Consider the following 26,802-nt stretch of genomic DNA (forward strand, 5'->3'; position numbering starts at 1 on the left):
AATGGAAGAATTTTTAAAACAACTTTTATATGATTATAAAAATTGGGCTTATATCATCGTGTTTTTATGGTGCATACTTGAGGGAGAACTTGCACTTATTTTAGCAGGTATTTTTGCACATGAAGGCCATGTGAATTTAGGACTTATCATCTTTGTAGCAGGTTTAGGTGGTTTTGTAGGCGATCAAATATATTTTTATATAGGAAGATATAATAAAAAATACATTCAGAAAAAACTCCGCACCCAAAGGCGTAAATTTGCCATAGCACATTTACTTTTACAACGTTTCGGCTGGCCTATTATCTTCATACAAAGATATATGTATGGCTTTAGAACTATTATACCTATGAGCATAGGATTAACACGCTATAGTGCGAAAAAATTTGCATTTATTAACCTCATTAGTGCTTGGGCTTGGGCTGCTATAACCATCTTACTTGCTTGGTTTTTTGGGAAAGAAATTTGGCTTGCAGTAGAATGGGCTGGAGATCACTGGTATTTTGCAGTGCCAATTATTGCTTGTTTTTTGCTTGCTTTATTTTTAGGTATGAAACAAATAGAAAAATCAATACTTAGAAAAAGGACTCATAAATGACTTTTAATTTTAAAGAAGAAGCTATAAATTCTATAAATGCTGATTTTGAAATCATTTTAATACAAGATAAAAAGATAGAAAAATACACTCAAAGTCAAGAACTTTTTAAGCTTTCAAACTATAAAGGCGAAGGAATTTGCATAGATATGCAAAATAAAATTCTTTATAGCGAACTTAAAAGCTTAGAATATGAAGACATAAGACTTGCGTTTGCAAATGCCTACAAGGCTTTAAAAAAACTTGAAATCAAAAGCGTTAAAACAAAAAGTGTCGTAGGAAAATGTGTTGTAAATAGCTTTAATGCTATGATTCAAGGATTTACTTTTGGTGCTTATGAGTTTGATAAATACAAAAAAGAAAAAACACCAAGCAAGTTAGAGAATATTTTCATCTCAAAAGATGAAATCAATGACAAAACATATAACCTAGAAGAAGCTTGTATAGGTATAAACTATGGTCAGGTTTTTTCAAATGCTTGTGATTTTGCAAAAAATATCGTAAATGAAATTCCTCAATTTTATACTCCTGCAAAAATGGCCGAAGACGCACTTAGTTTAAGTCAAAATGATTGTAAGATTTCATGTAAAATTTATGAAAGTGATTTCTTAGAGCAAGAAAAAATGCAAGCATTTTTAGCGGTAAATCGTGCTTCAATCCATCCTCCAAAACTCATTCATCTTTCATATAAACCACAAAATCCAAAAATGAAAGTAGTGTTTGTAGGCAAAGGGCTAACTTATGATAGTGGTGGGCTTAGTTTAAAACCTGCTGATTATATGCTAACGATGAAATCTGATAAAAGTGGCGGTGCAGCGGCAATGGCTATTATTAAAGGTGCAAGTGAATTAAACCTTGATATAGAAGTGCATTCTATCATCGGTGCAACTGAAAACATGATAGGCGGAAATGCTTACAAGCCTGATGATGTGCTTATTTCAAGAGAAGGTGTGAGTATAGAGGTTAGAAATACCGACGCAGAAGGAAGATTAGTTTTAGCAGATTGTCTTTCACTTGCTCAAGATCTAAAACCTGATTTATTAATAGATCTTGCTACTTTAACCGGAGCTTGTGTAGTAGGACTTGGAGAATACACAAGTGCCATCATGGGAAATAATGAAGATTTGCAAAATGATTTTTTCAAAATAAGTAAAAAAAGTGGAGATTTAGCTACTATTTTACATTTTAACCCACACTTAAAAGAGCTTATCAAATCAAATATAGCAGATGTTAGTAACACTTCTTCAAGTCGCTATGGTGGGGCTATTACTGCAGGGTTATTTTTGAATTCTTTCATTAGAGAAGAATACAAAGACAAATGGTTACATTTAGACATCGCAGGGCCAGCTTACTTAGAAAAAGCTTGGGGTTATCATAGCTTTGGTGCAACCGGAGCAGGTGTTAGAATGTGCCTTTCATATTTACTTTATCTTTCAAGGAAATAAAAATGAGTTTATCAGTTGGTATAGTAGGACTTCCAAATGTTGGAAAATCTACCACTTTTAACGCACTAACAAGAGCGCAAAATGCTGAAAGTGCAAATTATCCATTTTGCACCATAGAACCAAACAAAGCGGTAGTGCCTGTACCTGATCATCGCTTAAAAGAGCTAGCAAAGATTGTCAATCCACAAAAAATCATACGCTCAAATATTGAATTTGTTGATATAGCAGGCTTAGTAGCAGGAGCTAGCAAAGGCGAGGGCTTGGGTAATAAATTTTTATCTAACATACGCGAAACAGAGATGATTTTACACATCGTTCGTTGTTTTGATGATGAAAATATTACCCATGTTGCAGGTAGTGTTGATCCTGTGCGTGATGTACAAATCATAGAAACAGAGCTTATATTAGCAGACATAGAACAACTTAGTAAAAAAATAGAAAAACTCACTAAAGGCGCAAAAGCTAACGAAAAAGGTGCAAAAGAAAGCTTAGCTTTAGCTAATGAGCTTTTAGAGCATTTAAATCAAAACAATAATGCAAGTTCATTTCCAAATAAAAATGAAGTCTATCATGCTCTTATAAAAGAACTAAGATTGCTTTCAGCTAAGGAGGTGATATATGGAGCAAATGTAGATGAGAATTCACTTTTAGAAGATAATGAATTTGTAAAAAATCTTAAAGAATTTGCCGCAAAATCAGGCCATGAAGTTATCAAACTTTGCTCTAAAATAGAAGAGGAAATGATAGCTTTAAGTGATGAAGAAAATTATGAATTTTTAAAATCTTTAGGGGTGGAAAGTAGTGGACTTGAAGTGGTCATACGCACAGCCTTTTCAAAGCTTAATTTAATTAGCTATTTTACAGCAGGACAAGTAGAAGTTAGATCATGGACTATACAAAGAGGTTGGAAAGCACCAAAAGCAGCAAGTGTGATCCATAATGATTTTGAAAAAGGTTTTATCAAAGCTGAAGTGATTTCTTATGAAGATTATATCGCTTGTAAAGGCGAAAGTGGTGCTAAAGAAGCAGGAAAACTACGCCTTGAAGGGAAAGATTATATCGTACAAGATGGTGATGTAATGCATTTTAGATTCAATGTTTAATCTTAAAAAGATTAAACATTTTTAAAATTCATTTAAAAGCTATAAATGTTTCAAAATTTACCCATTTAAAAACACTTTCTACTTTAGAAAATCCTGCCTTTTTAAGCATAGCTATGTTTTCATTTTGAGTATAAGGAATGAGGACATTTTCTAAGGCTTCTCGTTTGCTTGAAATTTCTAGCTTACTATAACCTTGCTCTAGTTTATATTGCTCATAAATTTGTATCATTTTTTTAGCTATTTTGACATCTTCATAAAGAATTTTTTCACTAAGCACAAATATACCATTTTCTTTTAAGTTTTGATAGATTTTATCAACTAATTCTTGTCTTTTAGGTGGGCGGATAAACTGCAAAGTATAAGTAGCTATAAAAACATCATTTTTAAAAAACTCAAAATCATCTAAATTTTTTTGATGAAATTCTACCCTAGCTCCAAAGGCTTGACATTTATTTTTGGCGATCTCTAACATAGCATTAGCTTCATCAATACCGCTTAAAAGAAAATCTTTTCTTTTTTCATAAAGTGCAAGCAATAAACTAGCCGTAGAGCAACCAAGATCACAAATTCTCGCATTTTGTGGTGCAAAATGATCAATAAGTTCGACTATGAGTTTTAAATTTTGCGTATAAAAAGGCACAGATCTTGACACCATATCATCAAAAACACTTGCTACGCTTTTATCAAATTCAAATTGTTTTTCTAAGGGTTTTTTAAAAATTTCATCTTTCATTTAATTTTCCTAAAATTTCTTTTGCTTTTTTGATATCTTTGCTAATTTGTGCTTTTAATAAGGCTAAGTCGTTAAATTTCTCATTAGCTCTTATAAAGTCAATAAAACTTAACTCAACTGAAATTACTTTTGTGTTTGTGAAATTTTCATCTAAAATATGCGTTTCTAAAGCAAAATTTTCATCAGTAGATCTTATGCCTATAAAACTTACACTATGATAGCTTTTATTTTCAATCTTTACTAAAGTCGCATATACGCCATCTTTGGGTAAAAAGAAGTCTTTTGTATGTAAATTTAAAGTTGCAAAAAGCTCTTTAGCGCCTATACCTTGACCTTTGATGATATTTGCTTGTATATTATAAAATCTACCTAGAAAATTTTTAGCTTCTTTGACTTTTGCTTCTTTAAGTAAGGTTTTAATCATACTTGCATGAACACTTTTATTTTGAATTTTAAACTCATCTATGATGATGGTGTTTATACCACAAAGACTTTGTATGTCTTTGGCGCTACATTTTCTTTCTTTGCCAAATTTAAAATCATAACCTACGATAATCTTTTCTAGTTTGGGAAATTTTTGCTTTAAAAGTTTTAAAAAATCCCCACCTTTATAGTCCTTGATTTTATCAAAATCACAAAAAATCAAAGGAAAATCAACCAAATTTACTCTAAAATCCTTAGGTGTTAGGGCTTCTTTTTCCTCTTTAGTGATGATAAATAAGGCGCCATTTTCATCTAAATGCTTAAAAAGCTCAAAATGCCCCAAATGCATACCATCAAAACGCCCTATGGCTAAATTTGTGATCTTAGTTTTTTCTATAGGCGTAGAAAAACTCAACATTACCTTCTTTTCCTTTTAAGTGTGACTCTTGACTTGCTTGCAAGATCCAACCAAGCTTTACACAAGCTTTTTCAAAGCTTTCTTTAGCATTTTTGATAGCTTTGGTATCTTTTACCACTCCGTTTTTATCACGCTTAGCATTTTTACCTACTTCAAATTGAGGTTTAAAAAGCAAGATGATAAGATCTTTAGCAAGTTTATCTATATGAAAAATCAAATGTGTTAAAGATATAAAACTCACATCACAAGTGATAACATCATATAAAATTTCACTTTTAAACTCACGCAAATCAGTGTTTTCACAAATTTGGATATTTTCTAAATTTCTTAAGCTCTCATGAAGTTGGTTAGAACCTACATCTAAAGCTGTAATGTGTTTAGCATTATTTTGGTGTAAAATTTGCACAAAACCTCCGGTCGATGAACCTATATCTAAACAAATTTTATCTTTGATAGTAAATGTATGCTCTTGTAAAAAATGCTTGAGCTTAAAAGCAGCTCTGCTTACAAAAAGCTCTTCTAAAAGCGTGAGTTTTAAACTCTCATCTTCTAAAGGATTTAAAGATGTGATTTTAAAAGAGGTTTTTTTAAACTCGCCATTGAGTAAAATTTGCTTGTTTTCTATAAGCTCACAAGCTTTATTGCGAGAAATGTTTAACTTTGCACTTACAAAGACATCATACCTCATCATCACCGCCTAAAAGAGCGTTAAACTCAGCTTCATTGATGCACTTAACTCCTAAACTTTGAGCCTTTTCAAGCTTTGAGCCTGCTTCACTTCCATATAATACAAAGTCAGTTTTCTTAGACACACTTGAACTTACCTTTGCTCCAAAGTTTTCAATTAGTTCTTTAAAATGATCGCGTGATTTGCTTAAAGTGCCTGTGATAACAAAGGTTTTATTAGAAATATTATCATTTATAATAAGCTCTTTTTTCTCATCCTCTAAATGCAAAATTTCATAAAAATGCTTAATGCGATTTGCATTGACATGGGTAAATTCTTCTAAGCTTTTAGCCATTTGTTCGCCAAAGCCTTCTAAATTTGCATAAGCTTCATAGCTTTGCATAAACCATTCAAAGCCAAAAGATTGAGCTAGTTTTTTAGCTGCTACTTCGCCAATATGCTCTATACCCAAAGCAGTGATAAACCTTGATAAAGGGCATTTTTTTGCATTTTCAATAGCACTTAGAAGATTGTTGATTTTTTTTTCTTTAAAACCTTCCAAGCCTTCAAAATCACTATATTTTAAGAAAAATATACTTTCTATGTTAGTGATTTTTCCTTCTTTAAATAAAAGCTCGACGATATTTTCTCCAAGGCCGTCTATATTTAAACACTTTTTAGATACAAAATGTATGATAGAATTTACAAGTCTTGCTTTACAGTCTAGGTTTTGGCATTTTAAAAAAGCACCCTCATCTAAAAGCTCACTTAAACACTCAGGACAAAGAGTTGGTTTAGCAATCTTACTTTCTAAACCATCACGCCTTTGAGTAAAAACTTTAGTGATTTTAGGTATAACATCTCCACTTCTTATCACACTTACGCTATCGCCTATCATCACTCCAAGTCTAGCTATCTCATCAAAATTATGCAAGGTTGCAGACTTTACGATAACCCCATCTAAATTTACAGGCTCTAAAACCGCCACAGGGGTAATCACTCCGCTTCTTCCAACTTGCAAATTAACCCCAAGCAATGTTGTAGTTTTTTCCAAAGCAGGAAATTTAAACGCAGCCATAAATTTTGGAAATTTCACGGTATAACCCAAAAGCTTACAATGAGCTAAATCATCTACCCTTACAACCATACCATCCATCATCATAGGCTTTTGATCTCTTTTTTCTAAAAGCTCGTGATATTTTTCTAAAACCTCATCTAAAGTCTTAACACAAAAAACAAAATCATCTTTTAAAAAACCAAGACTTCTTACAAACTCCATTACTTCAGAGTGCTTGCTAAATTCTAAAGAATTCTCCCCCACTCCCCAAGGATAAAATTTTAAATTTCTTTCTTTTGTAATGCTTGTATCAAGCTGTCTTAGTGAACCACTTGCTGCGTTGCGTGGGTTTGCAAATAAGCTCAAGCCATCTTTAGCTCTTTTTTCATTGATTTTTTCAAAATCTTCTTTTAAAATTACCACTTCGCCACGAATTTCTATCTTGTCTTTATAAGGAATTTTTTGAGGTATGTTTGATATTTCTTTTACATTTAAAGTAATATCCTCGCCTACTTCTCCATCACCCCTTGTAGCACCGCTGATTAAAATACCATTTTCATAAGTAAGATTTAAACTCGCTCCATCAAATTTAGGTTCTATGAAAAAATCAAATTCACATTTAGCTCTTTTTGCCCAAGCTCTAAGCTCAGCTTCATCAAAAACATCTTCCATAGACCACATTTTTGCACTATGTGCAAGTTTGTAAAATTCACTTTGTATAGTTGGGGCGATATTTTGCGTAGGAGAATCTTTAGAAATCTTTTCTTGATGAAGCGTTTCAAATGCTTTTAACTCTCTTATAAGTTTATCATATTCTTCATCGCTTGCTAAAGGCTCATCATCTTCATAATAAGCCCTCATCCATTCTTTTGCTAATTTTACCTTTTCTAAATACTCTTGATAAGTCATCATTACTCCAAAGAAAGTTCATCCATAGCTTTTGCAAGTTCAAACATTTGCTTATGTTCATACACATCATGCACTCTTATAATACTTGCACCATTTTTAAAAGCCTCTAAATGTAAATAAAGTGTGCCCGCTAGTCTTTGCTCAACACTTGAGTTAAAATAAGCATTTATCATACTTTTCCTACTAGCTCCGATTAAAAGTTCTTTTTCAAAGCGTAAAAAATGCTCTAAATGTTTGATTAACATCATATTATGCCAAGGGCTTTTACCAAAACCAATACCAACATCTAAAATCACATCTTCTAAACCAAGCTCACTTAGCCTTTCTAGCTTTTGTGTAAAAAAATCATCAAGCTCGGCTAACACATCTTCATAATGCGGGTTATCTTGCATATTTTGTGGGGTATTTTGTATATGCATGAGTGTATAAGTGGCTTTGTATTTTAAAGCTAGCTTGGCTAAATTTTCATTTTTAAAACCGGTGATATCATTAATAAGCTTAAAGCCTTTATTTAAAGCATATTCTAAACAATACTCATCAAAACTATCTAAACTAAAAATACATTTTTCATAAAGTTTTTCTTTATAGATTAAATCTAGGGTATTTTTTAAGCGTTTAAACTCTTCTTCTTTCCCGCAATACACACTTCCAGGTCTTGAAGAAACTGCGCCTATATCTATATAATCAGCCCCTTGAGAAATCATGAGTTCGATTTTTTCTAAAACTTCATTTTCTTTAACCCTACTTTGAGCGTTAAAACTATCTTCATTAACATTAATCACACCCATGATTTTTGCATATTTTGGTTTAGCAAAATTAGACTTTAAAAATAGTGCTAAATTTTTAAGCTTAAAATCTTGCAGTTTTTCTTTTTCTATAAGCTTTTTAGTTTGATCTTGTGTTACCATAAGCAAGGCATTAGTATGTTCTTTACCTAGTATAACTTCTTTGTGTGTTACAAGTTCAGCTCCAACCCTTAGTGCGTCTTGTTTAAGTATATTTGCAGCAGGTGCTCTTAATTCTTTGATAAGAAAAAAATGAATTTGAGTTTTTTCACTCATAATTTTCTCACCTGCTTTGTGTGGCTTTATATATTTAGAAATTTGTTCAAAGTCTGTGTTGGGATTGATTTTAATGATTTTCATTTTTTCTCTCGTGTAAAATTAAAGCTATGGTGCTTAGTAAAATAGTTGGCTTTGCATTTAATTTAGCTAACTCATAAGCTTTATAAAAAAATTCAATTTCTTCATCGTTTAATTTTATATCTTGTTTAAAACACTCATAGCTTAAAACACTAATTAAATCTAAACACTCATGCTTGTCTATATTTTCATATTGTTTTAATAATGAAGCAATTTGAGCTAGATCCATTTTTTTAAGATCTAAATTTAAAGACATCTTTTCTTTTTGAATTTTATGCTTTTCTATGATAAATCTTGAAAGTATAGTAGGTAAAAAAACATTTTTTGAAGGAGCTACGATAATAAAATATACATTTTTTGGTGGCTCTTCAAAAAGCTTTAATAAAAAATTTTGTGCTTCTTCACGAAAAGACTTAGCTAGTATAACAATAATTTTAGCTTGTGCTTCAGCCATATAACTTTCTTTTATAATAGCCCTTGCCGTTGCTTGAGCGTTTTTGTCATAAGTTAAGTCATTTAATCTTAATTCTAAGTCAGGATTTTTAGGTATGAAAAATTTAAGATTTTTTGCTCCATATTCTTCTGTGAGCTTTTCTTGCATTAGCTCAAAATCATTATGAATAATGATTTTATTTCTTAGATTCAAATTTCTACCTTAGAAAAAAGTACAGCCTCTAAGCTTTGTTCAAATACTTTATATAAAGAAATAAGTTTATAGTCTAATTCTTTATCGCGTGAAGAAAGATAAAAACTATTTTGCAATTGCTCATCAAAAAGCCAAAGCATACTTTCTGCTTTAGAATTAGCGATTTTAAATTTAAACCCTGTATTAGTTCCTATATAAAAAAAGGCATAACCATTAGGAAAAGAAATGCTCAAAAGATCATTAAGCAAATCTATATCTTCTTGGGTATTGCAAGCTTTATTATAAATTCCTTTTAAAGATACAAAAGGTACTAAAGGTCTTGTAGTATTAGCATTGATTTGGCTTAAAAAATACTCTTCAAACCAAGCTCTTTGCTCATCAGTAATCACAATAAAAGTATAACCTTGCAAAAGCAAAGCTAGCTTAGAAGCGATCAAAGGCGACCATTCAAGACGCCTTTCTTCTAACCAACTTGTATAAGTGCCATTTTCTCGGATTTGTTCTAGGGTAAATTTTAAAAAACTATTACTCATTTATATATCTAGTTTATAAACTTCATGCAATACTCTTACAGCCAATTCGCCGTATTTTTCATGCACGATAACTGAAATTTTAATTTCACTTGTAGAAATCATTTGTATGTTGATATTTTCATTTGCTAATGCTTTAAAAGCTGCCGAAGCTACTCCAGAATGTGATTTCATACCCACGCCCACAACTGAAACTTTTACCACAGCACTATCTGTTTCTATATTAGCATTAGCACCTAAAACTTTTTTCATAGCATTAGTTGCTAAATCAAGCTCGTTTTCAGGCACAGTAAAGCCCAAATTTGTAGCTCCATCTACACCTACATTTTGGATAATCATATCTACATTGATATTTTCATTTGCTAAAGTCCCAAAAATTTCAGCAGCAATTCCTGGCTTATCATCAATATTTCTTAAAGTAACCCTTGCTTGGTTTTTATCTAGTGCTATACCACTAACCAAAGCTTGTTCCATATTTTCCTCCTTAGTAATAATCGTCCCTTCATTTTCATTAAAGCTACTTCTAGTAACTAATTTTACATTTAATTTTTTAGCAAGCTCTACAGAGCGATTTTGCAAAACTTTAGCTCCTAAACTTGCAAGCTCTAGCATTTCTTCATAAGAAATTTTATCTAGCTTTTTAGCCTTTGGTTCAATTCTAGGATCAGTAGTATATACTCCATCTACATCGGTATAAATTTCACACAAATCAGCATTTAAAGCTCCTGCTAATGCAACTGCACTTAAGTCACTTCCACCACGACCCAAAGTAGTAACATTACCCATTTTATCAATACCTTGAAAGCCAGCAACTACTACAATATATCCTTCATCTAAAGCTTTATTGATATTTGTAGTATCAATGTGTTCTATTCTTGCTTTAGTATAAACATCATCTGTAACAATCCCTGCATTGCGTCCGGAAAATGCAGTGGCTTTTAAACCCATTTCATTTAATGCAATAGCAAGTAAAGATGAAGTTACGCGCTCACCACTACTTAAAAGCATATCCATCTCACGACCTGAAGGATTTTTACTAAAATGATGAGCAAAATCAATAAGCTCATTAGTAACCCCACTCATCGCTGAAACTACTACAACTAGCTTATCGCAAGTTTTTTTACTTTTTGCCACTCTTTTAGCAACTTCATCAATACGCTCAAGCGTTCCTACACTCGTTCCTCCATATTTTTGTACGATCAGCATTAAATATACCCCCTTTCTTTAAAATATTTCAAAACCTTGATATATATAGGTTTTTTAAAATGGTTAATCATATCATAAACATCTTCTAATGAAGCAAATTTATATGCATCAAATTCAGGATTTTTAGTATTTAGATTAATAATAGCTTTATTTTTTAATCTAACTAAAAAATATTTTTGACTTTGACCATCATAAGGATACATTTTTTGTGCAACCTTAGGTGGAAAATCATAACTAATCCATTCAGGATGTTCGGCTAAAATTTCAATCTCATCTGTACCTATTTCTTCTTTTAATTCTCTAAATAACGCACTTTTAGCATCCTCTCCTTCATCTATACCACCTTGAGGAAACTGCCATATATCTTCCATATCATTGCGTTTAGCGAGTAAAATTTTACATTCAAAAGGATAAGCTGATGATAGTACAACAGCGGCTACATTTGGCCTATATTTTTTTTCTTTTTCCATGATTTTCTTATCCTTGACTTTTTAATAATATAATTCTAACAAAAAAATACGAATTTATAATCACATTTTAAAGAAGTTTTATGCATTTATACATACATATACCATTTTGTGAAAGTAAGTGTTTTTATTGTTCTTTTACTTCACTTAAAAAAAAGGACTTTGAAAAAGATTATTTAAATGCCTTAATGCAAGATATAAAATATCAACTAGATTTTTTTAAGCTTGATAAAAATTCCATAAAGACTGTTTTTGTAGGTGGTGGTACGCCTAGTTTAATGGAAGCTAGTTTTTATGAAAAAATATTTATTTTTTTACAAAGTTATTTACAAAAAGATAGTGAAATTAGTATAGAATCTAACCCCAACTCGAGTAATTTTTCATGGCTTAAAGAGATAAAAAATCTAGGTTTTAACCGTATTTCTTTTGGAGTGCAAAGTTTTCATGAAAAAAAACTACAATTTCTTGGACGCATTCATGATCAAAAAAGCATTTTTACTAGCATAGAAAATGCAAAAAAAGCAGGATTTGATAATATCAACTTAGACTTAATTTATGATACAAAACTTGATAATAAAAAAATACTTGATTATGAAATTTCTAAACTAACCCTACTTGATATTAATCATGTGAGTGCTTATAATCTAACTATAGAAGAAAAGACAAGATTTGCTAAAAAATTTCATTTTAAAAAAAATGCGCCACGCCTTGCAAAATATTTTATCAAAGCTATTGAAAACCTTGGTTATAAACAATATGAAATCAGTAATTTTGGACAAATTTGCAAACACAATCTTGCTTACTGGCAAGGAAAAGACTATATAGGATGTGGTTTAAGTGCGGTAGGATTTTTAAAAAATCAAAGATTTTATACTAAAAAAAGTTTAAAAGATTATATCAATGATCCTTGTTTTAGAGAGATTGAAAATTTAAATTCAAAAGATTTGTGTTTAGAGCATATTTTCTTAGGACTTAGAAGTATTATAGGAGTGGATGAAACAAAACTAGAACCTTTAGAAAAAGAAAAGGCAATGTTTCTTAGCAAAAAAGGAAAATTAGTTTACAAAAATGGAATTTTTTATAATACTAACTACCTTTTAAGCGATGAGCTAGCTTTGTATATTAGCACTTAAGTTTTACATTCACAAGAAATTCTTTTTAGCTCAGGAAGCTTTATAGAAAGTTCATTGATGTTTTTTAGTATATCATTGCAAAAATTATTTAAATTTTCTTTTACTCCATAATACGCCCAAACACCTTGCCTATCTACTTCTAAAAAATTAGCTTCTTTTAAAATTTTTAAATGTCTTGAAAGTCTTGATTGACTCATATTTAAAGAACTTTGCAAATCACACACACAAAGTTTTCCGTATTTTTGTAAAAAAGCTAGGATTAAAATTCTACTTTCATCATTAATTGCACTTGTTATTTTTAAAAACTCTTGCATAAAAATCCTTATATGAAAAATATTAAAAAACCAAAACTAATTGCTATAAAAACAATCATACCTGCAAATAAAATCAAAAAGCTTGTTTTAAAAATTCTTTTAAGCAAAATAAGCTCAGGTAAAGAACACCCTGCTCCTGCTATTAAAAAACTCATCATTATACCAAGTGGAATTCCGCTGGTAGTTAAAGCTAGTGCTACAGGTATCATAGCTGTGCAATTCATATAAAGTAAAACTCCTATAAAAGCTGCTATAAATACACCCAAAACTCCATAATCTTTCATATAATTTTGAAAAAAATCTTGCGGAAAAGCACCATGTATAATAGCACCTATAGCCATACCTATAACAATATAAGGTAAAATTTTTTTATACTCTTTAAAACTTTGTGAAAATAATATTTTGATTTTATTTTCTTTAGTTTTGTTTTTAAAATTTAAAATTTTACTTGTTTTGGAATTTTTGTTAAAAACCAAGCTAGATTTTTGACAACATGAGCTTTGAAAAGTATTATTAGAACAACATGACTTTTGCTCTAATTCATTTTTTAAAAAGTCTTCATTAAAAAATCTTTGAGTGTTTATTTTAGAAACACAAAAAGCAAGAAATAAAATCACACAAAATAAAAATCCTACATAAAATAAAGATATTTTTAAGCCAAAACTCACCATAAACATCACCACTATAATGGGATTGATTAAAGGTGAGGTGATTAAATAAGCTATGCATACCCCAAGTGGGACTTTAGCTTTTAAAAATGCGTTTAAAAGCGGTATGCTTGAGCATGAGCAAAATGGGGTTAAACAACCCAAAAGTATGGCTTTTATATAGCTTGTAAAAGAATCTTTCTTTAAATGCTCATTAAAAAATTTGGCATAACGCTCATTTAAATAAGCAATAAGCATACTAACTAAAATAAACAAAACAGATATTTCTATAAACAAAATAAGAAAATCTTTTAAAATAAAAACTAATTTTTCCATGCTCTTCCTTTTTATTTTTAAACAAATATAACAAAAATATATTAATATATCAAGATATCTTTATATATTAATATAGTAAAAGTAATAATATTTTTAAGTATTTTTATGTAAAATGTAAACCATATATTCAAGCGAAAGAAGATAAAATAATGAGTTTTGGTGAAATTTTAGTTATTTTAGTTGTAGCTATTTTAGTACTTGGGCCTGAAAAATTACCTTCAACTATAGTCGAAATTGCAAAAATTTTAAAAGCCATTAAAAGTAATATCGATGAAGCAAAAGCGAGTATTAACAAAGAACTAAAAATAGCAGAATTAAAAGATGAAGCACAAAAATACAAAGATGAATTCTCACAAACTAATGAAAATATCAGAAAAAAACTAAGTTTTGAAGAATTTGATCAACTCAAAGAAGATATTTTAAATAATACCAAAGAATTAAAAAGTGAAATTAATGATTTAGAAAAGGATATACAAGAACTTTCTAATCTTGAAGAAAAAATTCAAAAAGATGAAAAAAATACTCAGAAAATGGAAAGCTAAGAATGTTTGAAGAATTAAAACCGCATTTAGTAGAACTTAGAAAAAGATTATTTATAAGTGTTGCTTGTGTTGTTGTGATGTTTTTTGTATGTTTTAGTTTTAATAACTACATCATAGATATACTAAAAGCGCCTGTTGAAGCAGCCTTACCTGAAATTTCAAGACAAATGACCTTCGTTGAATTGCAAGAGCCTTTGTTTACTGCGATGAAGGTATCGTTTTTTACAGCTTTTTTGATTTCTTTACCGGTTATTTTTTGGCAGTTTTGGAAATTCGTAGCACCAGGACTTTATGATAATGAAAAAAGATTAGTAGTGCCTTTTGTAAGCTTTGCTAGCATTATGTTTGCACTTGGTGCTTTGTTTTGTTATTATATAGTTATACCTTTGGCTTTTAAATTTTTGATTGATTTTGGGGTGCAAACCCAAGATTTTAAGCCTTTAATTAGCATAGGTTTATATGTAGGCTTTTTTACTAAATTAGTAATTGCTTTTGGTTTAGCTTTTGAAATGCCTGTAATAACCTTTTTCTTTGCTAAACTTGGACTTGTTGATGATACTTTTTTGAAAAAACATTTTAGAGTTTCAGTTTTAGTGATTTTTGTTTTCTCAGCTATGATGACACCGCCTGATGTTATATCACAATTTTTAATGGCTGTGCCTTTGTGCGGACTTTATGGGATTTCTATTTATATAGCTAAAAAAGTTAATCCTAGTCAAAAAGAAGATGATGAAAATGATTGATAAAGATCTTTTGCTTTCTAGTTATGATTATGATTTACCTAATGAACTTATAGCAAATTTTCCTATCTTACCCAAAGAGAATGCTAAACTTTTATTTTATGAAAGATGTAAAGATCAAATTTCACATTTACATTTTAAAGACTTAGCTAGAATTTTACCACCTTGTGAAATCATCTTTAATGATACCAAAGTTATCAAAGCAAGAATTTATGGAAACAAAGAAAGTGGTAGCAAAATAGAACTTTTTATCAACCATCCTTTAAAAAATAATGATTTTTTAGTGCAAATTCGGGGTAAGGTTAAAGAAGGACAAATTTTATATTTTGAAAATTCTTTAAAAGCTAAAATCAAAAAATTGCACAATGATGGCACAAGAGAAGTAGAATTTTTTAATGATGAAAAAGAGCTTAGTCATCATGAAGTTTTTGAAATTTTAGAAAAAATAGGTCATATACCTTTACCACCTTATATAAAAAGAGCAGATGAAGCACAAGATAGCATTAACTATCAAAGTATTTTTGCTAAAAATCAAGGCGCAGTTGCTGCACCTACTGCGAGCTTACACTTTGATGAAGCAATGATCAATGAACTTAAAAAAAATCATAATATCCATACTATCACACTACACGTTGGTGCAGGAACTTTTAAAGGTGTAGAATGTGAAGATATACGTGATCATAAAATGCATTCAGAATTTTTTCATATTGATGATGAAACTTGTGCTTTGATTGATTCTTCTAAGAAAATACTAGGCGTTGGTACCACTGTTACTCGTTGTATAGAGTATTATCATAGAAAAAAAATAAAAGAAGGTTTTTGTGATTTGTTTTTACACCCACAAAACACCCCGCAAAGACTTGATTATTTACTTACTAATTTTCACTTACCAAAATCAACTTTAATTATGCTTGTAGCAGCATTTATAGGTAGAGAAAAAACCTTAGAGCTTTACCATGAAGCTATAAAAAATAACTATCGCTTTTATTCTTATGGCGATGGAATGCTAATTATTTAGTCTTTTTCTTGATATATTTTTTATCAATATAACCCAAATCTATAAGTTTTTGATAAATTTTAGCCAGTATAGGTCCCCCTGTGCTACTACCACTTTTCCCATGTTCGATTAAAACCACTACTACATATTGTGGTTTTTCATAAGGTGCATAAGAAGTAATCCAAGCATGAGATCTTAAAAAATACTCTAAATCCTCTTCTTTAATACGCTTTTTTTCACTTTGAGAAATTCCAACTACCTGCGCTGTTCCTGTTTTAGCTGCTATGGTAATAGGCGAATTTCTTAAAAATCTTGCCGTAGTTCCACCATCTTCATTAGCAACTTCATACATCGCACGCCTTAAAAGTGGGAGTTTTGATAATTCAAAAGTCGTAAAAACACTTTCATTATTGTCAAAATTTATCTTAGTAACATTATCATCAACGCTATGTAAAAAATGTGGAGTGATATTTTTAGCCGTAGCAATCATAGCTGTAAATTTAGCCACTTGCATAGGAGTAGCAAGAAAATCACCTTGTCCTATGCTTGTATTTAAAGTTTCACCTTGATACCATGGTTGGTTGTATTTTTCTTTTTTCCAAATTCTATTAGGTACTGTTCCTATAAATTCATTAGGTAAATCAACTCCTGTTTTTGTACCAAAACCTATTCTTTCAAAAACAGAACTAATAGTATCAATACCAACTTCTAAAGCGCCTTTATAAAAATACACATCACAGCTTTCTCTAATAGCATCATTCATATTTACATAACCATGACCTATAGCTTTCCAACATCTAAATTTTCTACCACCAAGCTCAAAGTTAGAATCACACAAATATTTATGATTTTCATTTACTTTACCACTATCTAAAAAAGCTAAAGCTGTACCCATTTTCACAACTGAGCCCGGAGGATAAAGACCGTTAATAAGTTTATTAGTAAAAGGGTGATTTAAATCATTAGAAAGTTTATCCCATTCTTCTTGGCTAATACCCGTAACAAAAGGATTAAGATTATACTCAGGAAAACTACCCGCTGCTAAAATAGCCCCGCTTTTTACATCCATTATTATAGCCGCACCTGCTAAATTTTCAAAAATACTAGCTAAGTATTCTTGCAAATCAAGATCTATACTTAAAGTGATATTACTTGAAGTAGGTTTTTTGTAAGAAAGCTCTTCTATTTCTTTATTTAATGCATTTACCTTACTAACCTTTTCGCCCTTTTGGCCTTGTAAAATTTCATTATAAGAACGCTCTATGCCACTACGCCCTACATAGCTAGTTAATCTTGCAATTTCATTTTCATTCATATCGTTTAAATTTGCTTTTCCAACATAACCTATAACATGACTAGCTAAAGCATCATAAGGATAAAATCTTTGAGTAGTAGATTTAACTTGCATATTTTCACGCAAATTAAGCTTAGTAAAATGCTTAATCATGGCATCATATTCTATAAATGGCACCACTTCTATATAATCTTGATTATAATAAGAATCCGCTTTTATATAATTTCGTTTTAATTTAGTTATATTTAAATCAGGAAAAGCATCTACTATAGCTTGTAATTCTTGCTCTAAAAGATTTCTGTTTTTCTTTTTTATATGCAAATATGGCTTTATAGAGATTGAAAAACCTAATTTATTTACCGCTAAGGGTCTACCTTTAACATCTAAAATTTGTCCTCTTACAGGTGCTAAAAACTGCGTTTTAATGGCATTTTGCTTGGCTATTTCTTCATAATAAACATTAGATTTTATACTTATATAATACACTCTAGCAAGCAAAAGCATAAAAAAACAAGCTATAAAGCCCATCACCAAGCGCATACGCATAATCAGATTTTTCCTTTAAAAATAACAAAAGAAATCAAAGCTTCAACAGCAAAAAACCATAAATATTCAATACCAAATTTTAAAATTTCATTATTATCTAAATATGCTAAAAACACATCAAAAAGATAGATGAAAATATAAGCACAAAAAGTGAATATAACGAGCAAATAATGCCCTAGTTTTAATTTACTTTTAAACCAATCCACAAAAAAATGATAAAAAATAAAAAAAGCTATCCATGAGCTAAAAAGATAAAATCCATGAATAACATCAATTAATAAAAGATAAAACAAAGAAAAATACCATCTAAAATCAAGTTTATTAAGGGTTCTTTCTTTTTCTTTTAAAAGCACTATCATGTAACAAAAAAATACCCCAAATAAAGGAGGTATCCAATAATACACAGAGCTTAGTACTTGATAAAAAATCAAAGATAGATAGAAAAATAAATAAGAAAAATCAAATCTATTTTTTACTAAATTTCTACTCCTCATTAAAACCCAAGCTCTCTAAAATGATTTTTTGTTCTAATTTATCAATACCACTTTTTTTCAAATTTGACACCAAAATGGCATTTTTATTTGCATTTAAAATTTTTGCTTTTTGGCTTTGATTGAGCTTATCTGCTTTCGTAAAAACTGTTATTTTTTTTTGATCAGCTCTAATAAAAGAATCTAAATACAAATCTAAATTTGTATCAATATCTAAATTATCATGTCTTGAATCTATTAGATGAATAAAAAGTTTAATAGAGCTACGCTCTTTTAAAAACTCATCTAAATTTTTATTCCAAATAGCCTTAGTTTTTTTGCTCACTTTAGCATAACCAAAACCAGGTAAATCAATAAACATTAATTTGAATTTATCTTCATCTTTTTTACAATCAACTTCAAAAAAATTAATAAGCTGTGTTTTACCTGGAGTTGAAGAGCTTTTTGCTAAATTTTTATTCTTACAAAGAGTATTAATCAAAGAACTTTTACCCACATTAGAGCGTCCTAAAAAAGCGATTTCAGTGTATATAGGTTGTGGGGCTTCATCTATTTTGGAAGCAGAAATTAAAAATTTAGCATTAAGTATCATTCTTTTACTTCAAATACAAATTTAGCGGGTTTTTTATCTTTACTCACTACTCTATAAGTCATATTTTTTCTATCTACTATGATTTTATCCCCTATGAGTTCTTTTTTTGTTTGTATTTCTGTAATTTTTGCATTGCCATTAATCTCATATGTATCCTTAGCTACATTATAAACAAACTCATCACCACTTCCATGATAAGTTTTATCTTTCATCATGATTTTAAATTTAGCATCTTTGGTGGCTATATATTTAACAGGCTGTTTATTCTTCATATAAATAACCAATTTTTGTGAATTTAAAACATCTTTGCCTTTTTTAACTTCCACATCACCGGTTAATACACTTGTTTCATTTTTTTCATCTAAGTAAAAATCTTTAGCGTAAACTTCTATTTTTTGTGCACCAAGTGCAAATAAATTTAACAAACACAAAAAAATTATTGCTCTAAAAACCATGCTTTTATTCCTTGAATTTTTAATTCTTTTTGATTTACATCATATAAAAAATTATCCCCAAAAACTTCATTTAAACCTATATATGCTTTAAAATTATCATTAGAAAATAAAATTTTATTTTTCATATCATAAGTTGCTTTTTGGGTAAAAATAGAAGTTTGATTATGATCAAAATAGCTTACATTACCTTCTAAAATGGATTTTTCATCATTCCTTACTAATAAATCTGAACTTAAATTATAATCAAGCGCTTGCACTTTAAAATCATCAAAAATATCTTTATCTTGGTATTTTACCCAACGACTTGCCTGATATGTAGCCTTAATTACACTAGCATTTAACTCATAATCAAGCACATCAAAAGCTTGCATATTTGCCACATCTATCTTTTGTGGTTTTATGGCAAATAAATAAGGATCTTGGGTACTTAAAATCACCATAACAAAGGCGAATAAACTCATTAATATAGCAAAAATTTTTATCGCCAAAGTTTATCCCATTGAGCTTGCATATTATTATGTTCAATTAAAATTTCAATCATCTCACTCACTGCTCCATTGCCACCTTTTCTATTTAAAACTTTATCAGTTTTCAAAGCCTTATGTGCATCTTTTGGCTTAAAGCTATATCCAACTGCTTCAAGCAAGCTCATATCATTATAATAATCCCCAATAGCAGCACATTGAGAAAAATCTAAATTTAATTTTTCTAAAATTTCTTTAGCACAAGCTAGTTTATCACTAATACCTTGATAGACTAAATCAATTTTTAAATCCCTAGCTCTAAAATACACACACTCACTAGTTCTACCTGTAATGATAGCAACTTTTTTACCAAGCTTTTGCCAAGCTTCAATTGCTGCGCCATCTTTTACATTAAATTCTTTAATCTCACCATAATTTTGTGTGTAGATGATTTTACCATCTGTTAGACAACCATCTACATCTAAAAAAATAAGTTCTATCATGATTTTACTCTCTTACTATAAACGCACCTGGGAAAGATCCACTATCAACAAAATCTCTTGCTTCTTGCTCACTTCTAAAACCTTTTAAAAATACTCTATGTAAGCCATCTTTAGCACTTGTTTGTATAGTTGAAGTGTAAGAATTATAATTTTTATATCTACTTGCTATTAGCTCTGCGCCACTTTTATTTCTAAATGCTCCAATTTGCACCATAAAAGATCCACCTTGGAAAATATGACCACTATCAGCAATCTCTCCACTGCTGCCTAAATTAGAATTAGTATGCACTGAACCTGAGTTTGCACTTGTTCCAAAGCCAATTACTTCAAGTCTTACAGGAGCTGTTCCTGCTTGAATCATATCTATATCTCTTGCAGCCATATTAGATAAATCTATAATCCTACCTGCTACAAAAGGTCCTCTATCGTTAATCCTAACAGTGGTTTGACGGTGATTTTTTAAATTAGTTACTTTTACTATGGTATTCATAGGTAAAGTTTTATGAGCTGCAGTATAAGCGTGTTGATTATAAGTTTCACCATTAGAAGTTTTTTTACCATGAAAACCCGGCCCATACCAACTAGCTATACCATCAGCAGTCTCACCTACTTCTACTACTGTTGGATAATAAGTTTTACCATTAATAGTATAAGGCTTCATAGTGCCTTTTAAGCCTGTATTATTATGCTTTATACTTTTAAAATCTCTTTCTGGATAATACACAGTAGGCGTGCTAATAGGTACCATACTACAAGCACTGAATAAAACCCCTACACAACTAACGACTAACGACTTTTGTATGAGAGTTTTTTGATAATTTTTGAGTTGTTTTGATTTTTGCATTATTATTCTCCTTAATTTTTAACACAAGTTTTTGATTAATATTGATTAAATTTCCTTTGATTTTATTATATTCTTTAATGCTTTCAACACTTATTTTGTGTTTTCTTGCAATAGTATAAAGACTATCACCCTCTTTTACTATATAAATTTTTGTATGCGGAATGGTTGTATCCACCTTAGCTAATTTTACATTCTCTAATGCCTTTTCTACCGCCACGCTTTTACTTAAAGGAATATACATGTAATAATCTTTTTTATCAGGTGGAGTAAAGTCATAATTAAAATGTGGATTATAACGTTTAAATTCATTATAAGACATCTTAGCTACTTTGGCAAGTTCTCTTAAAGAAACACTTGGTGGAACAGGTATTTTTTTAACTTCACTTGATAGGGCATAATTAAGCAAGGCACTATCTTGTGAAATTAAAAAATCATTATTATTAGCCAAAAATGCCATAGTAAGAATTTTTCTAATAAAAATTCTTGTTTCTAATGGCAAGTATTTTTTATCAGGATCAAGCAAGATTCTTAAATCATCACTTTTTGCTTTTTTTATAGCTTGGCGTAATTTGCCATCACCACAATTATAAGCCAAAATGGCCAAATACCATTTTCCAAATTGCTCTTTTAGTTGTTTTAAATAAGTAATAGCTGCATAAGTTGATTTTACTAAATCTTTTCTCTCATCTACATAAGGATCTATCCTTAAACCCAAAGTTTGTGCCGTTGGTTTCATAAATTGCCAAACACCTACTGCTTTAGTTCTTGAGATACTATGAATTTTTAAACCAGATTCTACAATCGCTAAGTATAAAAATTCTTGAGGGATATTTTCTTTTTCTAAGATTTTACGGATAATTGGGGTGATTTTGTAAAATTCCCTCATAGTATCCACTAAAGTTTTAGAATGCATATCCATGGAAGATTCTTTAAATTCTAAAAAAATCATATCGCTAAGATAACTTGCTTCTATATCTAAATTTCTTAAAATTTGTGCTTGTTGCGTGTAATGCTCTGGAGTAAATTGCAAGGCCTTAGCATTTAAACACAATAATACTAAAATAAAAAATAAAAAGCTTTTTTTCATTATAAACCTTGAAAAAACAAACGATTGGTGTTAAAATTAGTAAGTTTTATTATTTCATTTTTTGATAAATTTAAAAGTTCGGCCATTTTTTGAGCTACAAAATGGGTCAAAATAGGATCATTTACCTTGCCACGATGTGGTTCTGGAGTTAAATAAGGTCCATCTGTTTCTAAAACAAGCTTATCTTTTGGAATTTTAGGTAAAATTTCTACTAGCTTTTTTGCATTTTTAAAAGTTAAAACCCCGCCTATACCAAAATAAAAACCATCGTCTGCTAGCTGAAGTAAAAGCTCACTAGCATTAAAACAATGCAAAACACCACCTTGTAAATCTTTTGCATATGTTTTTAAAATATTAAAACTATCTTCATTAGCCTCACGCACATGCACAATCAAAGGCTTTTTATGTTCAATAGCTAGCTGAATTTGAGCTATAAAAACTTCTTTTTGCTTTGCTTTTATTTCATCCTCATCAGCATTTAAACGATAATAATCAAGCCCACACTCACCCACTGCAACGCATTTTTTATCATTTATAAATTCTTTTAAAATATCTAAATCAAAATCATCTATATCATAAGGATGTACCCCACAAGAAAAATACACATTTTCATAATTATATGCGATCTCTCTTGCTCTTGGCAAATCTTTTATATCCGCACCAGGTATGATGATTTTATCTACTCCATTAGCAAAGGCATGATTTAACATCTCATCCAAATATCCAAAATAAACTTGACTATCTAGATGACAATGCGTATCTATGATTTTTTCGCTAAAATCACAATCTAAAAACATACCTCTACCCTATTTTTACCATTAGACTTAGCTAAATCTAGTGCTTTTTGAGCATTATTAAGCAAATCTTGCATCTGACTTGTTTTAACTCCAAAAGCAACTCCCACAGAAACACTGTAATCTACTTCATCTAGGGCTATTAAAACACTTTCTTTAGCAATATTTACTCTTATATTCGAAAAAGCTTTTAATGCCTCTTTATGTCCGGTGTTTTTTAATAATACATAAAATTTACCATCTTCAATTTTAGTTGCTAAATCCATACCACGAATTTGATCTTTGATTTTTTTAGCTGTGTGTTTTATCACTCCATCACCGCAATCATAACTTAGCTCATAATTAATTGTTGCAAGATTGTCTATATCAATTAATGCCAAAGCCATTTCTTCATTTTCTTGCATATCTTCTAAATAATCTAAAAATCTTTTTTCAAAATTTGCATAATCATCAAGACCTGTTAGCAAATCTTTACCCAAACTATATTCATCAAGTAAAACACATTTTTGCATATAATCTAAACAATTATTCACTCTACAATTAAGTGATTCTTTTTGGAAAGGTCTAATTACATAATCATTCACACCTTTCCTAAAAGCTCTTGCCTCTAGCGCATCGTCTTTATCTCCAACCATAATCACACCAAGCTCTATTTTAGAGTATTTTGAGCGAATTTCTACAAGCAAATCTTCCCCATTAATTACAGGCATAGTTGCATCGCAAATTACTAATTTTGTATCAGGATTATCACTTAAATAATTTAGCGCCTCTTCTCCATGTGCTGCTGCTAAAACATTAAAAAGTTGATTATTAAGATTTTTTTTCATTTCCGCACGTAAAGTTACATTAGCAATTGCTAAAATAATTTTAGTTTTATTATTTTTTTGAAGCATTCTAATGGAGCTTAGCATTTCATCAATACAGCTTTCACTATCTTTTTGAATATAGCCTATAATATCTTTTTCCATAAATTTCTTACGCGTTTGCCCATCACTACTTCCTGTAAGCACTATAGCAGGAATATTTTTTTCTAAAATTACATCTACCACTTCTCCATTGGGAGCATCTGGCAAACAAAGATCTACAAAAGCCATAAAATAATCATTTTTCACTAATTCTTTAGCACTATTCATATCAAAAGCAACATCTACTTTTAAACCTAAAGTATTTTCTACTTTTTTTGCTAAAAGTTTCGTAAGCATTTTATTATCATCAATAATTAAAATTTTTTCTTCCATAGCCAACTCTCTTTATAGTTTAAAACTATTATTATACCATATAGAAAATTTACTTTTTATTTTTAAAGTAAAGTTCTAGTAAATTCTAAAGCTTCTTGGGTAATATTTTCCCCACTTACCATTCTAGCAAGTTCTCTTACTCTTTCTTCTTTTTCTATTTTTCTTACCCTACTTTCATTTTCTATTTTTTCTACTAAAAAATGGTTACTTGCTTTTGATGAAAGTTGCGGTAAATGCGAAATTGCAAAAATTTGGTAAAACTTAGCAAGCTCTTTTAAAACTTCAGCTATACTCATTGCTTCTTTGCCACTTAAATTTGCATCGATTTCATCTAAAAATATTATCCCACTAGCTTTATTGGTAACATTACATTCAGTTGCAATAAAAGAAAGTCTTAAACGGTTTATCTCGCCTGAGCTTAAATTTTTCAAACTAGCTTCATTGATATTTAAACTCACTTCATCTTTACCTAAAATACTTAAAGCGCAATCTTTAAGTTCTAATTTAACTTCTTTCATATAAAGTTTTTCAAGATAAAAATTAAGTAATTTTTCAAGCTCTTTTAATCTTTTTTTACGCAAAGTACTTAATTTTTGGCTTTTCTCATCTAAAAGCATTTTAGCATTTTGTACTTTTTCTTCTAATTCCTTTTTTTCAAAACTTAAATTTTCATAATGAGCTAATTCTGCTTTTTTCTTCTCTAAAGCTTCTAAAGCTTCCTCTATGCTTCCATATTTTGAAATCAAAGAAGAAAGTTTTTCTATCCTATCAAGCACTTCTTCTATATCAAAATCAAAATCATCAAAACTTTGATTTTCCCACACTACCCTTAGTTCATTTAAACACTCTGAAAAAAATAAACTATCAACATCACTAATTTGCAAAGCTTCAATCACTGCTGATTCTAATTCAAAAATTCTGCTTGCCCTATTCCAAGCAACATCAATTTTGTCTTTTTTAGAAAGTCTTTTTTTAAAACTCATCAACTCATCAAATTCGCCAATTTTTGGATTAATGCTTTGGATTTTTTGTATTTCAAAGCTCGTAAATTCTTTTAATTCTTCTACCTTTTTTTCTTCTTCTTGAATTTTTTCTAATTTAGTTTTATTTTCCATATATTCTTTATAAATATTTTTATACTCATTTAAAAAATCTTGAAATTTATTATCCTCTTTTGATTGTATAAAATCAAGTAAGTTTAAAAATCTTTCATTTGAGAACTCATTATTTTCCTTAGCTGAAAGATATTTTACAAATTTCTTAGAAAGCAAGGCTAAATTCTTTTTTGAAATAAGTTGATTATTGATAAAATAACGCGAGCTTTTATCTTTTAAAAGTTTAAATACATTTAATTCTTCATTTTCGATACCAAACTCATCTAATTCAAGCTCATCATTTAATAAAACTTCCACCATTTTAGCTTCACTCTCACTTAAAGCAAAAGCTGCCAAAATGGCCTTAAAAAGCACCGATTTTCCAGCACCACTTAAGCCAGTAAAGACAGTAAGTCCAGCTTCTAAGTCTAATTTTGCTTGTTTAAAACCTAAATTTTCTTTAATCAAAATACTTTCTATCATCACTTACCCCAATTTAACTTTTCTTTTAAAACTTGGAAATAATCTCTATCTTTTTTATGTATAAAACTAAGTTCTTTTTTACTAAGTCCTATAAGAATTTTATCATATTCTTTAGGATCAATCACTTCTTGCCCATCTAAGTACAACAAACAATGCTCAACTTTTAGCTCAAGTTCAAAACCATAAGGTAAAACTATAGGCCTTTGAGTTAAAGAATGAGAACAAACTGGAGTTAAAACAAAAATTTCACTCCAAGGATGCACTATAGGTCCACCCGCACTAATATTATAAGCAGTTGAACCACTTGAACTAGCTATGATTAAACCATCTCCATAATAAGCATTAAAAAGTTTATTTTCAAAAAAAACTTCCACATTTGCCATTAAAGCATTATCACGAGAAAAAACTGCGTCATTAAAAGCAAATTTTTTAATGATTTTGTTTTTTTTACAAAGCGTTATTTGAAGCATTTTGGCTTTTTCTATTTTAAAATTACTTTTAAAAAAATCTTTAAAAAAACTTTCTACCTCACTAAAAGAAAAAGCAGTTAAAAAACCTAAATTTCCTGCATTTATACCCAAAATAGGCTTTTTTGCTTGATAAGCTTGTCTGCATAAAGATAAAAGCGTGCCATCCCCACCTAGAGAAATCAAAAAATCTAATTTTTTTAAATCTTTTAGATTAATTTTTTCTTGATCTAGTAATACAAGCTCTATATTTTTTTGCAAAAAAATTGTTTTTAAAAAAGCAATTTGCTCATTTAAATTTGTATTTAACCTGCAAAATAAGCCTATTTTTTGAATTTTTTCTATATTTATATTTTTTTTCATAAAAAAATTATAACAAAACTTAGCTAAGCAAAAGAATAAA

At 29.7% G+C, this 26,802-nt stretch carries 30 protein-coding genes; 7 read left to right on the forward strand and 23 right to left on the reverse strand.

What is annotated here, in order from left to right; translation table 11 throughout:
- Position 1: 1 nt before the first annotated feature.
- Genes L8W55_RS00410 through ychF form a run of 3 tightly spaced genes read left to right on the forward strand, consistent with a single transcriptional unit; the run spans position 2 to position 3,140 of the window.
- Positions 2-595 carry a DedA family protein gene (locus tag L8W55_RS00410; protein WP_263676822.1) on the forward strand — a complete coding sequence of 198 codons (594 nt, stop codon included), beginning with the start codon at positions 2-4 and terminating at the stop codon, positions 593-595.
- Positions 592-2,037, forward strand: coding sequence for a leucyl aminopeptidase (locus L8W55_RS00415; protein ID WP_263676824.1), 1,446 nt, complete (start codon positions 592-594; stop codon positions 2,035-2,037). The genes L8W55_RS00410 and L8W55_RS00415 overlap by 4 nt, the downstream gene beginning before the upstream one ends.
- 2 nt (positions 2,038-2,039) lie before the next feature.
- The gene (gene ychF, locus L8W55_RS00420) at positions 2,040-3,140 is read left to right on the forward strand and encodes a redox-regulated ATPase YchF (protein ID WP_263676825.1); all 1,101 of its coding nucleotides are present in this window, start codon (positions 2,040-2,042) and stop codon (positions 3,138-3,140) included.
- Between the two features lie 28 nt (positions 3,141-3,168).
- Here ychF and cmoA read toward each other — a convergent pair whose 3' ends face one another.
- From cmoA to L8W55_RS00465, 9 genes are read right to left on the reverse strand one after another with little or no spacing between them, the layout of a single operon-like run.
- Positions 3,169-3,873, reverse strand: a complete 705-nt coding sequence (cmoA, locus tag L8W55_RS00425) for a carboxy-S-adenosyl-L-methionine synthase CmoA (protein WP_263676826.1) — start codon at positions 3,871-3,873, stop codon at positions 3,169-3,171.
- On the reverse strand, positions 3,863-4,714 hold the full coding sequence (locus L8W55_RS00430) for a bifunctional riboflavin kinase/FAD synthetase (protein ID WP_263676827.1): 852 nt from the start codon (positions 4,712-4,714) through the stop codon (positions 3,863-3,865). The genes cmoA and L8W55_RS00430 overlap by 11 nt, the downstream gene beginning before the upstream one ends.
- Positions 4,680-5,402 carry a TlyA family RNA methyltransferase gene (locus tag L8W55_RS00435; protein WP_263676879.1) on the reverse strand — a complete coding sequence of 241 codons (723 nt, stop codon included), beginning with the start codon at positions 5,400-5,402 and terminating at the stop codon, positions 4,680-4,682. The genes L8W55_RS00430 and L8W55_RS00435 overlap by 35 nt, the downstream gene beginning before the upstream one ends.
- Positions 5,392-7,347, reverse strand: a complete 1,956-nt coding sequence (gene ligA / locus L8W55_RS00440) for an NAD-dependent DNA ligase LigA (RefSeq protein ID WP_263676828.1) — start codon at positions 7,345-7,347, stop codon at positions 5,392-5,394. Before ligA ends, L8W55_RS00435 begins: the two co-directional genes overlap by 11 nt.
- 2 nt (positions 7,348-7,349) lie before the next feature.
- Positions 7,350-8,492, reverse strand: a complete 1,143-nt coding sequence (gene folP / locus L8W55_RS00445) for a dihydropteroate synthase (RefSeq protein ID WP_263676829.1) — start codon at positions 8,490-8,492, stop codon at positions 7,350-7,352.
- Positions 8,479-9,090: a DNA polymerase III subunit delta' gene (locus L8W55_RS00450; RefSeq protein WP_318529898.1), complete on the reverse strand. Its 612-nt coding sequence runs from the start codon at positions 9,088-9,090 to the stop codon at positions 8,479-8,481. Before L8W55_RS00450 ends, folP begins: the two co-directional genes overlap by 14 nt.
- A 41-nt stretch (positions 9,091-9,131) precedes the next feature.
- On the reverse strand, positions 9,132-9,668 hold the full coding sequence (locus L8W55_RS00455) for a HobA family DNA replication regulator (RefSeq protein WP_133319197.1): 537 nt from the start codon (positions 9,666-9,668) through the stop codon (positions 9,132-9,134).
- A complete protein-coding gene (locus L8W55_RS00460; RefSeq protein ID WP_263676831.1) occupies positions 9,669-10,871 on the reverse strand; it encodes an aspartate kinase in 1,203 nt (400 codons plus the stop codon).
- Positions 10,871-11,341, reverse strand: a complete 471-nt coding sequence (locus L8W55_RS00465; RefSeq protein WP_263676832.1) for an RNA pyrophosphohydrolase — start codon at positions 11,339-11,341, stop codon at positions 10,871-10,873. Before L8W55_RS00465 ends, L8W55_RS00460 begins: the two co-directional genes overlap by 1 nt.
- 80 nt (positions 11,342-11,421) lie before the next feature.
- Between L8W55_RS00465 and hemW the strand changes: the two genes are divergently transcribed.
- Positions 11,422-12,471, forward strand: a complete 1,050-nt coding sequence (gene hemW, locus L8W55_RS00470; RefSeq protein ID WP_263676833.1) for a radical SAM family heme chaperone HemW — start codon at positions 11,422-11,424, stop codon at positions 12,469-12,471.
- Here hemW and L8W55_RS00475 read toward each other — a convergent pair.
- Entirely contained in the window at positions 12,468-12,785 is a 318-nt protein-coding gene (locus tag L8W55_RS00475; RefSeq protein WP_263676834.1) for an ArsR/SmtB family transcription factor, read from the reverse strand. The two genes, hemW and L8W55_RS00475, sit on opposite strands and share 4 nt — an antisense overlap.
- Positions 12,786-12,793: 8 nt before the next feature.
- Positions 12,794-13,768, reverse strand: coding sequence for a permease (locus L8W55_RS00480; RefSeq protein WP_263676835.1), 975 nt, complete (start codon positions 13,766-13,768; stop codon positions 12,794-12,796).
- A 149-nt stretch (positions 13,769-13,917) separates the two neighbouring features.
- Between L8W55_RS00480 and tatB the strand changes: the two genes are divergently transcribed.
- The 3 genes from tatB to queA are packed head-to-tail and all read left to right on the forward strand — an operon-like array spanning position 13,918 to position 16,068.
- Complete coding sequence (gene tatB / locus L8W55_RS00485; protein WP_039618091.1) at positions 13,918-14,310, forward strand: Sec-independent protein translocase protein TatB; 393 nt, start codon at positions 13,918-13,920, stop codon at positions 14,308-14,310.
- Between the two features lie 2 nt (positions 14,311-14,312).
- Positions 14,313-15,053 carry a twin-arginine translocase subunit TatC gene (gene tatC, locus L8W55_RS00490; protein ID WP_047208214.1) on the forward strand — a complete coding sequence of 247 codons (741 nt, stop codon included), beginning with the start codon at positions 14,313-14,315 and terminating at the stop codon, positions 15,051-15,053.
- Positions 15,040-16,068: a tRNA preQ1(34) S-adenosylmethionine ribosyltransferase-isomerase QueA gene (gene queA, locus L8W55_RS00495; RefSeq protein WP_263676836.1), complete on the forward strand. Its 1,029-nt coding sequence runs from the start codon at positions 15,040-15,042 to the stop codon at positions 16,066-16,068. The genes tatC and queA overlap by 14 nt, the downstream gene beginning before the upstream one ends.
- Here the strand turns inward: queA and mrdA are convergent.
- From mrdA to L8W55_RS00555, 12 genes are all read right to left on the reverse strand, one after another.
- Positions 16,061-17,887, reverse strand: coding sequence for a penicillin-binding protein 2 (gene mrdA, locus L8W55_RS00500; protein ID WP_263676837.1), 1,827 nt, complete (start codon positions 17,885-17,887; stop codon positions 16,061-16,063). The genes queA and mrdA overlap by 8 nt on opposite strands.
- Before the next feature lie 2 nt (positions 17,888-17,889).
- Positions 17,890-18,246 carry a hypothetical protein gene (locus L8W55_RS00505; protein ID WP_263676838.1) on the reverse strand — a complete coding sequence of 119 codons (357 nt, stop codon included), beginning with the start codon at positions 18,244-18,246 and terminating at the stop codon, positions 17,890-17,892.
- Positions 18,247-18,370: 124 nt separating this feature from the next.
- The gene (gene yihA, locus L8W55_RS00510) at positions 18,371-18,970 is read right to left on the reverse strand and encodes a ribosome biogenesis GTP-binding protein YihA/YsxC (RefSeq protein WP_263676839.1); all 600 of its coding nucleotides are present in this window, start codon (positions 18,968-18,970) and stop codon (positions 18,371-18,373) included.
- Positions 18,967-19,425, reverse strand: a complete 459-nt coding sequence (gene lptA, locus L8W55_RS00515; protein WP_263676841.1) for a lipopolysaccharide transport periplasmic protein LptA — start codon at positions 19,423-19,425, stop codon at positions 18,967-18,969. Before lptA ends, yihA begins: the two co-directional genes overlap by 4 nt.
- The gene (locus tag L8W55_RS00520) at positions 19,407-19,913 is read right to left on the reverse strand and encodes a hypothetical protein (RefSeq protein WP_263676842.1); all 507 of its coding nucleotides are present in this window, start codon (positions 19,911-19,913) and stop codon (positions 19,407-19,409) included. The genes lptA and L8W55_RS00520 overlap by 19 nt, the downstream gene beginning before the upstream one ends.
- Positions 19,904-20,392 (reverse strand): 3-deoxy-D-manno-octulosonate 8-phosphate phosphatase, YrbI family, encoded by a 489-nt coding sequence (locus L8W55_RS00525; protein ID WP_039618077.1) that lies wholly within the window; start codon positions 20,390-20,392, stop codon positions 19,904-19,906. The genes L8W55_RS00520 and L8W55_RS00525 overlap by 10 nt, the downstream gene beginning before the upstream one ends.
- A gap of 4 nt (positions 20,393-20,396) precedes the next feature.
- Positions 20,397-21,236: a septal ring lytic transglycosylase RlpA family protein gene (locus tag L8W55_RS00530; RefSeq protein WP_412175255.1), complete on the reverse strand. Its 840-nt coding sequence runs from the start codon at positions 21,234-21,236 to the stop codon at positions 20,397-20,399.
- A complete protein-coding gene (locus L8W55_RS00535; RefSeq protein ID WP_263676843.1) occupies positions 21,172-22,323 on the reverse strand; it encodes a lytic transglycosylase domain-containing protein in 1,152 nt (383 codons plus the stop codon). Before L8W55_RS00535 ends, L8W55_RS00530 begins: the two co-directional genes overlap by 65 nt.
- Complete coding sequence (locus L8W55_RS00540) at positions 22,323-23,120, reverse strand: TatD family hydrolase (RefSeq protein ID WP_263676844.1); 798 nt, start codon at positions 23,118-23,120, stop codon at positions 22,323-22,325. Before L8W55_RS00540 ends, L8W55_RS00535 begins: the two co-directional genes overlap by 1 nt.
- Positions 23,111-24,355 carry a response regulator gene (locus tag L8W55_RS00545; RefSeq protein WP_263676845.1) on the reverse strand — a complete coding sequence of 415 codons (1,245 nt, stop codon included), beginning with the start codon at positions 24,353-24,355 and terminating at the stop codon, positions 23,111-23,113. Before L8W55_RS00545 ends, L8W55_RS00540 begins: the two co-directional genes overlap by 10 nt.
- A gap of 62 nt (positions 24,356-24,417) precedes the next feature.
- The gene (locus tag L8W55_RS00550) at positions 24,418-25,932 is read right to left on the reverse strand and encodes an AAA family ATPase (RefSeq protein ID WP_263676846.1); all 1,515 of its coding nucleotides are present in this window, start codon (positions 25,930-25,932) and stop codon (positions 24,418-24,420) included.
- Complete coding sequence (locus L8W55_RS00555; protein WP_263676847.1) at positions 25,932-26,762, reverse strand: NAD(+)/NADH kinase; 831 nt, start codon at positions 26,760-26,762, stop codon at positions 25,932-25,934. Before L8W55_RS00555 ends, L8W55_RS00550 begins: the two co-directional genes overlap by 1 nt.
- Between the last annotated feature and the right edge of the window lie 40 nt (positions 26,763-26,802).

Source organism: Campylobacter sp. FU_520 (assembly GCF_025772385.1).
GTDB lineage: Bacteria > Campylobacterota > Campylobacteria > Campylobacterales > Campylobacteraceae > Campylobacter_D > Campylobacter_D lari_C.